Origin of the sequence: Streptomyces sp. NBC_00259, assembly GCF_036181745.1 — a bacterium.
GTDB classification, from domain to species: Bacteria; Actinomycetota; Actinomycetes; order Streptomycetales; family Streptomycetaceae; genus Streptomyces; species Streptomyces pratisoli.
Map to the genome: position 1 here is coordinate 4797374 of NZ_CP108080.1, position 13827 is coordinate 4811200.

14 protein-coding genes and 1 riboswitch are annotated in these 13827 nt (G+C 72.0%); of the genes, 7 read left to right on the forward strand and 7 right to left on the reverse strand.

Features of this window, described 5'->3' with window-relative positions; all coding sequences use genetic code 11:
• Window positions 1-12: 12 nt before the first annotated feature.
• Window positions 13-1221 carry an ornithine--oxo-acid transaminase gene (gene rocD / locus OG766_RS21815; RefSeq protein WP_328726015.1) on the reverse strand — a complete coding sequence of 403 codons (1209 nt, stop codon included), beginning with the start codon at window positions 1219-1221 and terminating at the stop codon, window positions 13-15.
• Between the two features lie 201 nt (window positions 1222-1422).
• Window positions 1423-1512: riboswitch (ZMP/ZTP riboswitch) on the forward strand.
• A gap of 30 nt (window positions 1513-1542) precedes the next feature.
• Between rocD and glyA the strand changes: the two genes are divergently transcribed.
• The gene (gene glyA, locus OG766_RS21820) at window positions 1543-2817 is read left to right on the forward strand and encodes a serine hydroxymethyltransferase (RefSeq protein ID WP_266381854.1); all 1275 of its coding nucleotides are present in this window, start codon (window positions 1543-1545) and stop codon (window positions 2815-2817) included.
• A gap of 158 nt (window positions 2818-2975) precedes the next feature.
• On the opposite strand, the gene OG766_RS21825 is transcribed toward glyA, so the two are convergent.
• From OG766_RS21825 to OG766_RS21835, 3 genes are all read right to left on the reverse strand, one after another.
• Complete coding sequence (locus OG766_RS21825; protein ID WP_266381856.1) at window positions 2976-3689, reverse strand: hypothetical protein; 714 nt, start codon at window positions 3687-3689, stop codon at window positions 2976-2978.
• Window positions 3690-3810: 121 nt separating this feature from the next.
• Complete coding sequence (locus OG766_RS21830; protein WP_328726016.1) at window positions 3811-4632, reverse strand: hypothetical protein; 822 nt, start codon at window positions 4630-4632, stop codon at window positions 3811-3813.
• On the reverse strand, window positions 4625-5239 hold the full coding sequence (locus OG766_RS21835) for an RNA polymerase sigma factor (RefSeq protein WP_328726017.1): 615 nt from the start codon (window positions 5237-5239) through the stop codon (window positions 4625-4627). The genes OG766_RS21830 and OG766_RS21835 overlap by 8 nt, the downstream gene beginning before the upstream one ends.
• Before the next feature lie 74 nt (window positions 5240-5313).
• On the opposite strand from OG766_RS21835, the gene trpS reads away from it, so the two are divergent.
• The gene (gene trpS / locus OG766_RS21840) at window positions 5314-6327 is read left to right on the forward strand and encodes a tryptophan--tRNA ligase (RefSeq protein WP_266381863.1); all 1014 of its coding nucleotides are present in this window, start codon (window positions 5314-5316) and stop codon (window positions 6325-6327) included.
• A 122-nt stretch (window positions 6328-6449) separates the two neighbouring features.
• Window positions 6450-7040: a 2'-5' RNA ligase family protein gene (locus OG766_RS21845; RefSeq protein WP_266381865.1), complete on the forward strand. Its 591-nt coding sequence runs from the start codon at window positions 6450-6452 to the stop codon at window positions 7038-7040.
• A gap of 311 nt (window positions 7041-7351) precedes the next feature.
• Here the strand turns inward: OG766_RS21845 and OG766_RS21850 are convergent, their stop codons facing one another.
• Both OG766_RS21850 and OG766_RS21855 read right to left on the reverse strand, forming a co-directional pair.
• Window positions 7352-8107 carry a decaprenylphospho-beta-D-erythro-pentofuranosid-2-ulose 2-reductase gene (locus tag OG766_RS21850; RefSeq protein ID WP_266381868.1) on the reverse strand — a complete coding sequence of 252 codons (756 nt, stop codon included), beginning with the start codon at window positions 8105-8107 and terminating at the stop codon, window positions 7352-7354.
• 34 nt (window positions 8108-8141) lie between these two features.
• Window positions 8142-9503 (reverse strand): FAD-binding oxidoreductase, encoded by a 1362-nt coding sequence (locus OG766_RS21855; RefSeq protein ID WP_266381871.1) that lies wholly within the window; start codon window positions 9501-9503, stop codon window positions 8142-8144.
• Window positions 9504-9653: 150 nt separating this feature from the next.
• On the opposite strand from OG766_RS21855, the gene OG766_RS21860 reads away from it, so the two are divergent.
• From OG766_RS21860 to OG766_RS21870, 3 genes are all read left to right on the forward strand, one after another.
• Entirely contained in the window at window positions 9654-10226 is a 573-nt protein-coding gene (locus OG766_RS21860; RefSeq protein ID WP_266381874.1) for a phosphatase PAP2 family protein, read from the forward strand.
• On the forward strand, window positions 10219-11187 hold the full coding sequence (locus OG766_RS21865) for a decaprenyl-phosphate phosphoribosyltransferase (protein WP_266381876.1): 969 nt from the start codon (window positions 10219-10221) through the stop codon (window positions 11185-11187). The genes OG766_RS21860 and OG766_RS21865 overlap by 8 nt, the downstream gene beginning before the upstream one ends.
• A gap of 118 nt (window positions 11188-11305) precedes the next feature.
• Window positions 11306-12235 carry a YihY/virulence factor BrkB family protein gene (locus tag OG766_RS21870; protein ID WP_266381879.1) on the forward strand — a complete coding sequence of 310 codons (930 nt, stop codon included), beginning with the start codon at window positions 11306-11308 and terminating at the stop codon, window positions 12233-12235.
• On the opposite strand, the gene OG766_RS21875 is transcribed toward OG766_RS21870, so the two are convergent.
• Complete coding sequence (locus OG766_RS21875; protein WP_323137307.1) at window positions 12183-13451, reverse strand: D-alanyl-D-alanine carboxypeptidase family protein; 1269 nt, start codon at window positions 13449-13451, stop codon at window positions 12183-12185. The genes OG766_RS21870 and OG766_RS21875 overlap by 53 nt on opposite strands.
• 130 nt (window positions 13452-13581) lie before the next feature.
• Here OG766_RS21875 and OG766_RS21880 point away from each other — a divergent pair, with 130 nt between their 5' ends.
• The gene (locus OG766_RS21880; RefSeq protein ID WP_266381884.1) at window positions 13582-13827 is read left to right on the forward strand and encodes an SCO4848 family membrane protein; all 246 of its coding nucleotides are present in this window, start codon (window positions 13582-13584) and stop codon (window positions 13825-13827) included.

Sequence of the window (13827 nt, forward strand, 5' to 3'; positions counted from 1 at the left end):
CCGCCCCCGGGGTCACTCTCCGGCCAGCACCGCGCGCAGCTGGTCGAGTCCCCAGTCCAGGTCCTCCTTGCTGATCACCAACGGTGGGGCGATCCGGATCGTCGAGCCGTGGGTGTCCTTCACCAGGACACCGCGGTCCATGAGCTTCTCGGAGACCTCCCGGCCCGTGCCGCGCGAGGGGGCGATGTCGATCCCCGCCCACAGTCCGCGCCCGCGCACCGCGTCCACCGATCCGCCGCCCACCAGCAGACCCAGCTCGTGGTGCAGATGGTCGCCCAGCTCGGTCGCCCGCTGCTGGAACTCGCCGCTGCGCAGCATGGCGATGACCTCCAGAGCCACCGCGCAGGCCAGCGGATTGCCGCCGAACGTCGAACCGTGCTCGCCCGGCCGGTACACCCCGAGCACCTCGGAGGAGGACACGACCGCCGAGACGGGCACGACACCCCCGCCCAGCGCCTTGCCCAGGATGTACATGTCGGGGACGACACCCTCGTGCTCACAGGCGAAGGTGCGGCCCGTACGGCCCAGGCCGGACTGGATCTCATCGGCGATGAACAGCACGTTCCGCTCGCGGGTCAGCTCCCGCACCCCGGCGAGATAGCCCGGCGGCGGCACCAGGACGCCTGCCTCGCCCTGGATCGGCTCCAGCAGCACCGCCACGGTGTTGGCGCTGACCGCATGCTCCAGGGCCGTGAGATCGCCGTACGGCACGATCTCGAAGCCCGGCGTGTACGGACCGAAGTCGGCCCGCGCCTCCGCGTCGGTGGAGAAGCTGATGATCGTCGTCGTACGCCCGTGGAAGTTGTTCGCGGCGACGACGATCTTCGCCTGGCCGGGCGGAACGCCCTTGACCTGGTAGCCCCACTTGCGGGCGGTCTTCACGGCGGTCTCCACCGCTTCCGCCCCCGTGTTCATGGGCAGCACCATCTCCATGCCGCACAGCTCCGCCAGCTGCGTACAGAAGTCGGCGAACCGGTCGTGGTGGAATGCGCGGGAGGTCAGCGTCACCCGCTCCAGCTGGGCCTTCGCGGCGTCGATCAGCCGCTGGTTGCCATGGCCGAAGTTGATCGCCGAGTAGCCGGCGAGCATGTCGAGGAAGCGGCGCCCCTCGACGTCCGTCATCCACGCACCGTCCGCCGACGCGACGACGATGGGCAGCGGGTGGTAGTTGTGGGCGCTGTGCGCCTCCGCGGAGGCGATGGCTCTCTCCGTTGCAGACACGGGGTCTCCGTTCGTACGTCGGCGTGGGTCGCCGGATCGCTGGCGCGTACCAGGGCCTGGGTGGGTGCCTCTTTCTATCGTCGCTCGGTCACCAGGTGAAGAAACATCGGGCTTCGCACGGGACTCGCCGGAGACCTTCCCGTTTCCCCGGGGTTTGCGCACCCGTGCCCGGGCCGCGTGGCCGCCGAGAGTAAGCTGGGCGGTACGCACGGCGACTGGCGTACGCGGAACCGACCGCGGTGGAGCCGTGCGCGGCAGAACCTACGGGTGCCGCCCGCCTGGGCACCGCGGGTGCACTCATCACCTGCCCCGGAGGACGCCATGACGCTTTCCGCTCAGCACAGCCATCCCGCGCTCACCGCCGCCGACCCCGAACTGGCCGCGCTCATCGGCGCCGAGGAACGGCTCCAGGCCGACACCCTGCGGCTCATCCCCAGCGAGAACTATGTGTCGCAGGCGGTTCTCGAAGCCTCCGGCACCGTCCTCCAGAACAAGTACAGCGAGGGCTACCCCGGGCGCCGCTACTACGAGGGCCAGCAGAACATCGACCAGGTCGAGCTGCTCGCGATCGCCCGCGCCAGGTCCCTGTTCGGCGTCGAGCACGCCAACGTCCAGCCCTACTCCGGCTCCCCGGCCAACCTGGCCGTCTATCTCGCCTTCGCCGAGCCCGGCGACACCGTGATGGGCATGGCTCTCCCGATGGGCGGCCACCTCACCCATGGGTGGGGCGTGTCCGCCACCGGGAAGTGGTTCCGCGGCGTGCAGTACGGCGTGCGCCACGACACGGGCCTCATCGACTTCGACGAGGTGCGCGAACTGGCCCTCAAGGAGCGGCCGAAGCTCATCTTCTGCGGTGGCACCGCCCTTCCCCGCACCATCGACTTCGCGGCCTTCGGCGAGATCGCCCGCGAGTGCGGTGCGGTGCTCGTCGCCGATGTCGCCCACATCGCCGGCCTGATCGCGGGCGGCGCGCACCCGTCGCCGGTCCCGTACGCCGACGTGATCTCCACGACCACCCACAAGACGCTGCGCGGGCCGCGCGGCGCCATGCTGATGTCCCGTGAGGAACACGCCAAGGCGATCGACAAGGCCGTCTTCCCCGGCCTCCAGGGCGGCCCGCACAACCAGACCACCGCCGCCATCGCGGTCGCCCTGCACGAGGCGGCCCAGCCCTCCTTCCGTGACTACGCGCACGCGGTCGTCGCCAACGCCAGGGCCCTCGCCGAGGCGCTGCTCGCCCGTGGCTTCGACCTCGTCTCCGGCGGCACCGACAACCATCTGATCCTGATGGACCTCACGTCCAAGGACGTCCCGGGCAAGGTGGCGGCGAAGGCGCTGGACCGGGCGGGGATCGTGGTCAACTACAACACCGTCCCGTACGACCCGCGGAAGCCCTTCGACCCCTCGGGCGTCCGCATCGGCACCCCCTCCCTCACCTCGCGCGGTCTCACCGCCGAGCAGATGCCGGCCGTCGCCGCCTGGATCGACCGCGGCGTCACGGCGGCCCGCACGGGCGACGAGGACGCCCTCGCCGTGATCCGCGCCGAGGTCGCCGACCTGATGTCCGCCTTCCCGGCCCCCGGCCTCCCGGCCTAGCCCCACCCGGGCTCTGCCGCCCCACCCGGGCTCTGCCGCCCCACCCGGGCTCTGCCGCCCCACCCGGGCTCCGCCGTCCCACCCGGGCGCCCGCGCGGTGTCCGGGTGTCCGGGTGGCCGGCAGGGGCTGGAGAGGGCCTGGAGGTCCGGCAGCGGTCCTAGAGGTCCAGGAGCTGCCGGCGGGGCCCGTCGTCCCGCTCACGGCCGCGCGGGCCGGACAGCGGGTGGGGCAGGCGGGCAGCGAGGGGACGCAGGGCCAGACCGAGGGCCAGGCCCAGGGCGAGGCCCGGTATCGCCCACCACCAGTCGGTGGAGCCGGTGGAACCGGTGGAGCCGGCCGATGCAGCGGGCGGTGGGGTCGCGGTGCCGCCGTCCTGCCAGGACGAGTCCGGTGGCATGCCCGGCCCGCCCAGCTCGGTGCTCTTCTCGCCCATCACACCGAGGCTCGTCAGCAGCCGGGTCAGCTCGGCCGGCTTCGCCGCCTTGTGCCACACCCCGTCGTACGAATCCGGCAGTCCGGCCGCCGAATGGACCCAGACCGTGCGGGCGTCGTCGGACGGATAGACGCGGTCCAGCCGCCAGGGACTGATGTCGTGGGCCATCCACGTCACATTGATCTGGCGCACCCCCGTCACCGAGTCCAGGCCCGGCGGCCGGTCCTTCCCGCCGGCGGAGCCGGAGCGCAGCAGCGAGGACAGCTGCCCGTACTCCGGTGCCGAGGCGTAGAGCGCGGTCGCCTCGCCGCTCTCGGGTGAGACGATCAGCACGCTCGTCGGGCCCCCGGCCACCGCGCCGGGAGCGAGGAACAGGGCCGCACCGAGGGTCAGGCCCAGCAGTGCCACCAGTGCGGCGAGTCGTCGAAGCAGTCCCATGTCTCCCCCTGCCGACGCCGGCGCGGTACGGACCGTCCGCACCCTGTCCGCGTCACTTCTGGTACACCGCCCGAGCCCTCCGGGTTCCCACTGCGCCCCGACTTCCTCCGCCCCGATGTCCTCAGGGCATGGACTCCGCGATCTCCCGCCCGCGTGCCATGTCGGCCTCGCCCTCCAGCCGCAGCGTCGTCCGCCCGTCGGCGGACATCCACAGCAGCGTCGGCCCCGCCGTCCGCCGCGACTCGGTCCACCGCTGCCCGGCCCCGCCGGTCAGCGGGAACCTGAGCACATGCGGCTCCGCGAACCACAGCGCGGTCCGTCCGCCGGACAGCTCCAGCCACTGCGGACGGATCCGCACCTGCTTGGAGAAGCCGAGGTCCAGCCGGGCCGGGAAGACATCGAGCCTGACGGTGCTGCCCGCCCGCCCGTACCAGCACAGGCTGACCGTGCTGCGGCCGCCCGGGACCGCGCTCACCGACACCGCGTCCGGCTCGCCGAGTGCCCGCGGCGCGCGGGGCACGAAGCCCGCCCGCCGTCCGGCCTCGGCCGCCGAAACCGGCTCCCGGCACGCGGGAAGCGCCGCGCCCGGCGGAGGCGACGCCGAGGGGTCGTAACGCACCTGGACGCCGCCGAAGCCGAACCAGTCCGCGACGGCGGCCCGGACCGGGGGAGTGAGGACGAGCACCACCAGCACGCCGGAGAGCGTGACGGTCAGCGTCCGCCACCTGCGCCGGATCCACGAAGCGACCCGGCGGCGGACGGGCACCGTCTCCGCCACGGGAACCGGCACCGACTCCGCGATCATCCGGGCGAGCACCCGCTCGGCCATCGTCCCGCCGTCGACGTCCGGCAGCGGCAGTCGGCGCCCCAGCTCCCTCAGCTCGTCCTCCAGCGCGTCCCCGGGCCCGGGCCCGGGGACGGGCGGCAGCTCCCGCTCAGCCATGGTCCTCACCCCCTTCGGGGGCATCGGGCAGCAGCCGCTCCAGCTTGCGCAGCGCGCGGTTCAGCCGGGACTTGACCGTGCCGCGCGGCCAGCCCAGCGCCTGAGCGGTCTCGGACTCGTCCAGCTCCAGCAGATAGCGGTGGATCACGACCTGCCGATGCTCCTCGCCCAGCTCGTCCAGAGCGGCGAGCAGCCGCCCCCGGCGCTCGCCGGCCACCGCCGCGGCCGCCGGATCCGCCGTGTCCGGTATCAGCGGCTCCGCGGCGCCCAGCAGCATCGCCTCCCGCCCCGCCAGCTCCCGCATCCGCACCGCCGACCGCACTGTGTTCCTCGTCTCATTGACGACGATCCGGAGCAGCCACGGCCGGAAGGCCGAGCCCTCCCGGAAGCTGCCCAGTGACCTGTACGCCTTGAAGAAGGCGGACTGCACCACGTCCTCCGCGTCGGCACCCGCGCCGCAGGCCACCGCCGCGCGCAATGCCACCCGCGTGTACGCGCGCACCAGCTCCGCATACGCCTCGGGCTCCCCGGAACGTACGCGCGCGATCACCGCGGACTCGTCGACGACGGTCAGAGTGCGGCCCCCCTCCAGGGTCCCCTCCCGCATGCTCACACCCTTGATACACCGCGCGCCGCCGATCGGTTCCCGACCTGTCGGCACCACCTGAGAGAATGCTGAACATGGCCTCTGACAGTCCTCGTGTGCTCTCCGGAATCCAGCCCACCGCTGGCTCGTTCCACCTCGGCAACTATCTCGGCGCGGTCCGCCAGTGGGTCGCCCTGCAGGAGACCCACGACGCCTTCTACATGGTCGTCGACCTGCACGCGATCACGGTCCCGCAGGACCCGGCCGAGCTGCGGGCCAACACCCGGCTCGCCGCGGCCCAGCTCCTCGCCGCCGGCCTCGACCCCGAGCGCTGCACCCTCTTCGTCCAGAGCCACGTCCCCGAGCACGCCCAGCTCGGCTGGGTCATGAACTGCCTCACCGGCTTCGGCGAGGCCTCGCGCATGACGCAGTTCAAGGACAAGTCCGCCAAGCAGGGCGCCGACCGGGCCACCGTCGGCCTCTTCACGTACCCGATCCTCCAGGTCGCCGACATCCTGCTCTACCAGGCCAATCAGGTCCCGGTCGGCGAGGACCAGCGCCAGCACATCGAGCTGACCCGCGATCTCGCCGAGCGCTTCAACGGCCGCTTCGGCCGGACCTTCACGCTCCCGGAGCCGTACATCCTGAAGGAGACGGCGAAGATCTACGACCTGCAGGACCCGCAGATCAAGATGAGCAAGTCGGCGTCCACCCCCAAGGGTCTGATCAACCTGCTCGACGAGCCGAAGGCGACGGCGAAGAAGGTCAGGAGCGCGGTCACCGACACCGACACGGTCGTCCGCTTCGACCAGGTCGAGAAGCCGGGCGTCAGCAATCTGCTGACCATCTACTCCACCCTCACCGGCACCGCGATCGTGGAACTGGAACAGAAGTACGAGGGCAAGGGCTACGGTGCGCTGAAGACGGACCTCGCCGACGTCATGGTGGAATTCGTCACTCCGTTCCGGTCCCGCACCCAGGAGTACCTGGACGACCCCGAGACGCTGGACTCCCTCCTGGCCAAGGGCGCGGAGAAGGCCCGCGCGGTCGCCGCCGAGACCCTCGCCCAGACCTACGACCGGGTGGGCTTCCTGCCCGCCAAGCACTGAGCCGGACCCTGGGACCAGTGGTCCCGTCGGGCACCGAGGAAAAGGACTCTGGCGGGACCATGGCCGCAGCCGTCACACTGGCGACTGCGCAGACCACCGAAAACCCGGATAAGGAGAACGACGTGGGGACCGTAACGCTCGGCGTTTCGATCGCGGTCCCGGAGCCCTACGGCAGCCTGCTCCAGGAGCGGCGCGCGGGCTTCGGGGATGCCGCCGCGCACGGCATCCCCACGCATGTCACCCTCCTGCCGCCGACCGAGGCCGACGCGTCGGCCCTGCCTGTGGTCGAGGCGCACCTCACGCGGGTCGCGGCGGCGGGCCGCGCCTTCCCGATGAGGCTGTCCGGCACCGGTACGTTCCGCCCGGACTCGCCGGTCGTCTTCGTCAAGGTGGCCGAGGGCGGGGCGGCCTGCACCCAGCTCCAGCAGCGGGTGCGGGACGCGTCCGGCCCGCTCGTGCGCGAGCTGCAGTGGCCGTACCACCCGCATGTGACCGTCGCGCACGGCATCGCCGAGGAGGCGATGGACCGGGCCTACGAGGAGCTGGCCGGGTACGAGGCGGAGTGGACCTGCACGTCCTTCGCGCTGTACGAGCAGGGCGCGGACGGGATCTGGCGCAAGCTCCGTGAGTACGCGTTCGGCGGCGGCCCCGCCGTGCCGAGCCTCCCGGCGCAGAGCACCCCCGTGGACGAGCCGGCCGCGACCCCGTACTGAGCGGGCGGCCCGGCCTAGGGGGTTTCCGGTGGGTCTTGCTGGGCTCGCGACGCCCTGCGACTCCGTCTCCGGCGTTGTCGTCGGGCGCCAACTCCCCCGTAGCCCTCCGGGCACGGGAGGTACCCCCACCGCGTTGTCTTCCTCCTCCGCCTTGGATCCGAAGCTGCATGACGCCGCTCGCTGATCCAGCCTGACCCACCGGACACCCCCTAGACCCAATACCAGTGACTTTGGCGCCCGGCGGAGGCCCCATGGGCGATGTTTCCGCACGTCAGAGCTTCGAGTGGCTCGTTAAGTCACTGGCATTGCCCCTAGACCGGGAGACGGCGGAACAGCGGCCGTGGCACATGCCGCAGCGCCGACATCACCACCCGCAGCGCCCCCGGCACCCACACAGTCTCGGCGCGCCGCCGCAGACCCTTCTCGATCGCCAGGGCGACGTGCTCCGGCGTCGTGGCCAGCGGTGCCTCGGCCAGCCCGGCCGTCATCTTCGACCGGACGAACCCGGGCCTGACGACCATCACATGCACCCCCGTGCCGTGCAGGGCGTCACCGAGGCCCTGGGTGAACGCGTCGAGTCCCGCCTTGCTGGATCCGTAGATGAAGTTGGCCCGGCGGGCGCGCTCGCCCGCCACCGACGACAGCACGACCAGCGAGCCGTGGCCCTGCGTCTGCAGGGCGCCCGCGCAGATCAGCCCGGAGGAGACGGCTCCGGTGTAGTTCGTCTGGGCGACCCGGACCGCCGCGAGCGGTCTGGCCTCGTCGTGGGCCTGGTCGCCGAGGACACCGAAGGCGAGCAGCACCATGTCGATGTCGCCCTCGGCGAAGATCTTGCCGAGGACCTCCTCGTGCAGGCTGGGATCCAGCGCGTCGAAGGCGACGGTGCGTACGTCCGCGCCCAGTTCGCGCAGGCCGTCGGCGGCGGACTCCAGCGCGGGGGAGGGGCGGCCCGCCAGCCAGACCGTACGGGTACGGCGGGCCACCAGCCGGCGCGCCGTCGCCAGGCCGATCTCCGACGTGCCGCCGAGGACGAGCAGGGACTGCGGGGTGCCGAATGCGTCCTTCATGGTGCGTGCTCCTTCATCACAGAGGTCACGGAAGTCACAGCGAGAGACGGCGGGAGAGATCGGACACGAACACTCCCCTAGGGTCCAGCCGGGCCCGCAGGGCACGGAACCGGTCGAGCCCGGGATACATCGCCGCCAGCAGTTCCGGCCGCAGCCGGGAGTCCTTGGCCAGATAGACCCGCCCGCCCGCCCCCGCCACCACGTCGTCGAGTTCGTCCAGGAACACGCCGAGCCCCGGCAGTCCGGCCGGCAGGTCCAGGGCGAGCGTCCAGCCGGGCATCGGGAACGACAGCCAGCCCGGGTCGCCCTCGCCGAAGCGCTTCAGCACGGCGAGGAACGACGGGCAGCCCTGGCGGGCGATGCGCCCCACGATCGCGCGCAGCGCCTCCTCCTGCCCGTGCCCGACCACGAACTGGTACTGGACGAAGCCGCTGCGCCCGTAGATCCGGTTCCAGTGCGGGACGCCGTCCAGCGGATGGAAGAAGGCGGGGATCGACTGGAGTTCGCCCGTGCGGCGACGCGGCGCCCGGCGGTACCAGAGCTCGTTGAACACGGTCACGGAGGCGCGGCCGAGCAGTCCCTCCGGGACGAGCGCGGGCGCCGGGGGAAGGCGCAGGGGCCGGAACCCCAGCGGCCGGCGCCGAGCGCGCCGCGGGAGCGCGTCGAGGGGCGCGTGCTCCCCGCGGGTGAGGACCGAGCGCCCGGTCGCCGCGCCGCGGGCGAGCAGGTCGATCCAGGCCACCGAGTAGCGGTAGCGGTCGTCGGTCCCGGTCAGCCGCGCCATCAAGTCGTCGAGGTCGGCGGCGCGTTCGGTGTCCACGGACATCAGCGACGTCTCGACCCGGTGCAGCCGGACGGTGGCGGAGAGGACGATCCCGGTCAGGCCCATGCCGCCCGCGGTCGCGTCGAACAGCTCGGTGCCGGGGAGCACCGTACGCAGCTCACCGTCGGCCGTGAGCAGCTCCAGCGAGAGCACGTGGCGGGAGAACGAGCCCGAGACATGGTGGTTCTTGCCGTGGATGTCGGCGCCGATGGCTCCGCCCACCGTCACATGGCGGGTCCCGGGCGTGACCGGGACGAACCAGCCGAGCGGCAGCAGCACCTCCATCAGCCGGTGCAGGCTGACCCCCGCGTCGCAGACGACGACGCCCGCCTCCGCGTCGATGGTGCGAATCCGGTCCAGGCCGGTCATGTCGAGGACGGCGCCGCCCGCGTTCTGCGCCGCGTCCCCGTACGCCCGGCCCAGTCCGCGCGCGATGGCGCCGCGTGCCCCGCAGCGGCGTACGGCCGCGGCGGCGTCGTCGAAGGTACGGGGACGGACCAGCAGCGCCGCCGAGGGCGCGGTACGGCCCCAGCCGGTCACCGGCACCGGCAGGTCGTCGTCGTAGGGGGACATGCGCGCGACGGTATCGCCCTCTTCGGAGGATTTGCCTTAATGCCCCTGACTCGCCGAAACGGGTGATTAAACGAGTGTCATGAAAAATGACCGCAAATGTCGGCCCGTCGTTGAGAAGAGTCGCTTCCGGCTCATCGAAAGGGGTGGCAGATGCGAGAGGCCGACGGGACACGACGGCCGGGCGTCGAGCACCGGCTGCTGACGGTGTTGCGCGGCTTCGGCACGGAGCCACGGGTGGCCGCGGCGGCCCGCGCGCTCTCGCACACCGGCGAGCACGCCACGCTGTGGATCGCCGCCGGCCTCGCGGGCGCCGCGGCCGACCCCGAGCGGCGCCGCGGCTGGCTGCGCGGCACCGTGCTGATCTGCGCGGCCCACGTGACCAGCATCGGCGTCAAGCGGGTCGTACGCCGCCCCCGCCCCCGACTGCCGGTGGGCGAACCGCTCGTACGCACCCTGGGCCGGCACTCCTTCCCCAGCTCGCACGCCGCCTCTGCGGCCGCGGCCGCCGTGGCCTTCGGCACGCTCCGCCCGGCGGTCCGCCGGCTCGTGCGACCACTGGCCGCCGCGATGTGCGTCTCCCGGCTGGTCGCCGGCGTCCACTACCCGACCGACGTCCTCGCCGGCGCGGCCCTCGGCGGCCTCATGGCCCACCGGGGCGCGGGATGGCTACGGGCCGGCCGGGCCACGACGCGGGATGGAGCCGGAGGCCGCGGACATGTCTGAGCGGAGCACCGTGCTGCTGGAGCAGCCGGAGCCGCCGGAGCAGCGCGTCGGGCGGGCCGTGTCCGCGCGACGGCGGCCGCTTCGGGTGCCGCTGGGCTTGATCCGGACCGCCAGGCCCCGCCAGTGGATCAAGAACGTGCTGGTCGCGGCGGCCCCGGCGGCCGCGGGGGAGCTGGACTCCCGGCACACGGTCGTCCAACTCGCTGTTGTCTTCGCCCTGTTCACGGCCGCCGCCTCCGCCGTCTACCTGATCAACGATGCGCGCGACGCCGAGGCCGACCGCGCCCACCCGGTCAAGCGCACCCGACCGGTGGCCTCGGGCGACGTGCCCGCGGCCGTCGCCTGCGCCGCCGGGGTGCTGCTCGCCGCCGCCGCGACCGCCGCCGCGGCCGTCCTGTGCAACACGATGACCGCGGCGCTGCTCACCGCGTACGTGCTCATGCAGATCGCCTACTGCGTCCGGCTCAAGCACGTCCTCGTCGTCGACCTGGCCATCGTCACCACCGGATTCCTGATGCGGGCGATGATCGGCGGAGTGGCGCTGTCCATTCCGCTCTCCCGCTGGTTCCTGATCACCGCCGGCTTCGGAGCGCTCTTCATGGTGGCCGCCAAGCGCTACTCGGAAGCCGTCGAGATGGCCGGCTCGGACGGTGCGACCCGGGCGCTGCTCACCTCGTACACCACCGGCTACCTCCGCTTCGTGTGGCAGCTGGCGGCAGGCGTCGCGGTCCTCGGCTACTGCCTGTGGGCGCTGGAGAGCGGCGGAACCGCGAACGGTTCGCTCCTGCCGTGGCGTCAGCTCTCGATGATCGCGTTCATCCTGGCGGTGCTGCGGTACGCGGTCTTCGCCGACCGGGGCACCGCCGGCGCTCCCGAGGACGTCGTGCTGCGCGACCGGCCGCTCGCCGTCATCGGGCTGGCGTGGCTGGCGATGTACGCGATGGCGGTCGCGGACCTGTGACCGGGCCGGTCGCCGAAGCCGAGGCCGAAGCCGAGCCCGGGACGGCCGAATCCGGGACGGCGGCATCCGGGACGCATCGCTCCGTGGCCGGACCCGCGTGCCGGGGAAGGCGTACGTCATGGACTGGCTGAAGAAGCTCCCCGTCGTCGGCCCGCTCGTGGAGCGGCTGATGCGAACGCACGCATGGCGCTCGTACGAAACGCTCGAAGAAGCACGCTGGACCAGGCTCGCGGCCGCGATCACCTTCATCAGCTTCCTCGCGCTCTTCCCGCTGATCACCGTCGCCGCCGCGATCGGCGCCGCGCTGCTCAGCAAGGAACGGGTGACGGCCCTGCAGGACAAGCTGGCCGAGCAGGTGCCGGGGATCTCCGGCCAGCTCGACATCGGCGCGCTCGTGGACAACGCGGCCACCGTCGGCCTGATCGCCGGCGCGCTGCTGCTGCTCACCGGTATCGGCTGGATCGGCTCGATGCGGGAGTGCCTGCGGGTGGTCTGGGGCCTCGACGACAAGGACGAGGGGAACCCGATCGTACGCAAGGGCAAGGACGCGGCCGTGCTCTTCGGCATGGGCGCGGTCGGCCTGGCCTCGTTCGCCGCGTCCGCCCTCGGCTCCAGCGCCGTCGGCTGGAGCGCGGACCGTCTCGGCATCGAACGCGACGGCGCCGGCGGCGTCCTGCTGCAGATCGTCGCCGTCGCCGTCGCGGTCCTCGCCGACTTCCTGGTGCTGCTGTACGTCCTGACCCTGCTGCCCGGCGTCCACCCGCCCCGCCGCCGGCTGATCGTCGCGGCGCTGCTCGGGGCGGTCGGCTTCGAGCTGCTGAAGCTGCTGCTCAGCGGCTACATCTCGGGCGTCGCGACGAACTCGATGTACGGCGCCTTCGGTGTCCCCGTCGCGCTGCTGCTGTGGATCAACTTCACCGCGAAACTGCTTCTGTACTGCGCCGCGTGGACCGCGACGGACAGCAGCCCCGGCACCGCCGGTGCCGGGGAGACCGCTAGCGACGCGGCAGACGACGGACCAGATCCGGCAGCGGCCAGCGCCGGTTGACCAGGAACGCGGCACCCGCCAGCAGCACCAGCACCCCGGCGGTCACGGAGAGCGCGACACCGGCGCCGCCGGACCCGCCCTGCGCCGTCGCGGAGGCCTTGTCCGGACCGGGCCGGTTCTTCTTGCCCTCGTCGCCGCTCGCGGCGCGCTGGTCGGGACCGCTCGACGTGTCCGTACGCGCGGACTCCGGCGCCACCAGTTCGCCGACCGGCTTCACCTTCCCGGCCGCCGCGAAACCCCAGTCGAGGAGGCGGGCGGTCTCGTTGTAGACCGCGTGGTTCTCCTTCGACGACGGGTTCATGACCGTGACGAGCAGCACCTTGCCGTTGCGCTCGGCGACGCCGGTGAAGGTCGAGCCTGCCAGCGTGGTGTTGCCGTTCTTCACGCCCGCGATGCCCTGGTACGGGGTGACGCCGGACTCGCCGGTGAGCAGCCGGTTGGTGTTCTGGATCTCGAACGTCTCGCGCTTCTTGCCCGGCTTCAGTTCGCCCGGGAACTTGGCGCGGGCGGTCGAGCAGTACTCCCGGAAGTCCTTCTTCTGCAGACCGCTGCGGGCGAACAGGGTCAGGTCGTACGCGCTCGACACCTGGCCCTTCTCGTCGTAACCGTCCGGAGTGACGACCTCCGTGTCGAGGGCCTGCAGCTCCTCGGCGTGCTCCTGCATCTGCTTGACGGTCTCCTTGACACCGCCGTTCATCTCGGACAGCACATGGACGGCGTCGTTGCCGGAACGGAGGAAGACGCCGAGCCACAGGTCGTGGACGGTGTAGGTCTGCTTCTCCTTGATCCCGACGAGGCTGCTGCCCACGCCGAGCCCGGCGATCTCGCTGCGTTCGACCGTGTGCTGCCGGTCCTTGGGGAGCTTGGGCAGCACCGTGTCCGCGAAGAGCATCTTCAGCGTGGAGGCGGGAGGCAGCCGCCAGTGCGCGTTGTGGGCGGCGAGCACATCGCCGCTCTCCGCGTCCGCGACGATCCAGGAACGGCCCGACACGTCCTTCGGAAGGACGGGAGCGCCGGGCATCAGGTTGACCTGGGTGCCCGGCTTGCCGAGCAGGGTGCCGCCGACGGTGGACATGACCGACGGTGGGTTCGGGGCCTTGTTGTCCTTGCTGACCTGCTTTTCGGCCTTGGTGGCCGCTGTCGCGGGCGCGGTGGCGAGTGCGGGAAGCAGCGCGGCGGCGGCGACCGTCAATGCGGTCTTCTTCAAAGCAGACACGGACGAGAACGTACATGGAGTTGACGCCGATGCCGACACCGGCCGGGTGACCCGCCGCGAGCTCCGCCGGTACAGCCCATCACCCGGACCCCGCCGCACCGGGACGGAGGACGGCGGTGATACTGAGTCCATGAAGCTCAGCCGCCCGGTCTCCTGGTTCCTGCTCGCGTTCGGGGTGTGGAGCTGGGTCATCTGGGTCACTTTCGTCAAGAACCTGTGGCAGGACGCCGGCGGGCTCGCCTTCGACGACGCGGGTGACCCGACTGCGTACTTCTGGGTCCATCTGCTGCTCGCCGTTACGTCCCTGGTTCTGGGGACGGTGGTCGGGGTCATCGGGTTGCGTGGCGTACGCGCATTGCGTCGCGACCGTGGATAG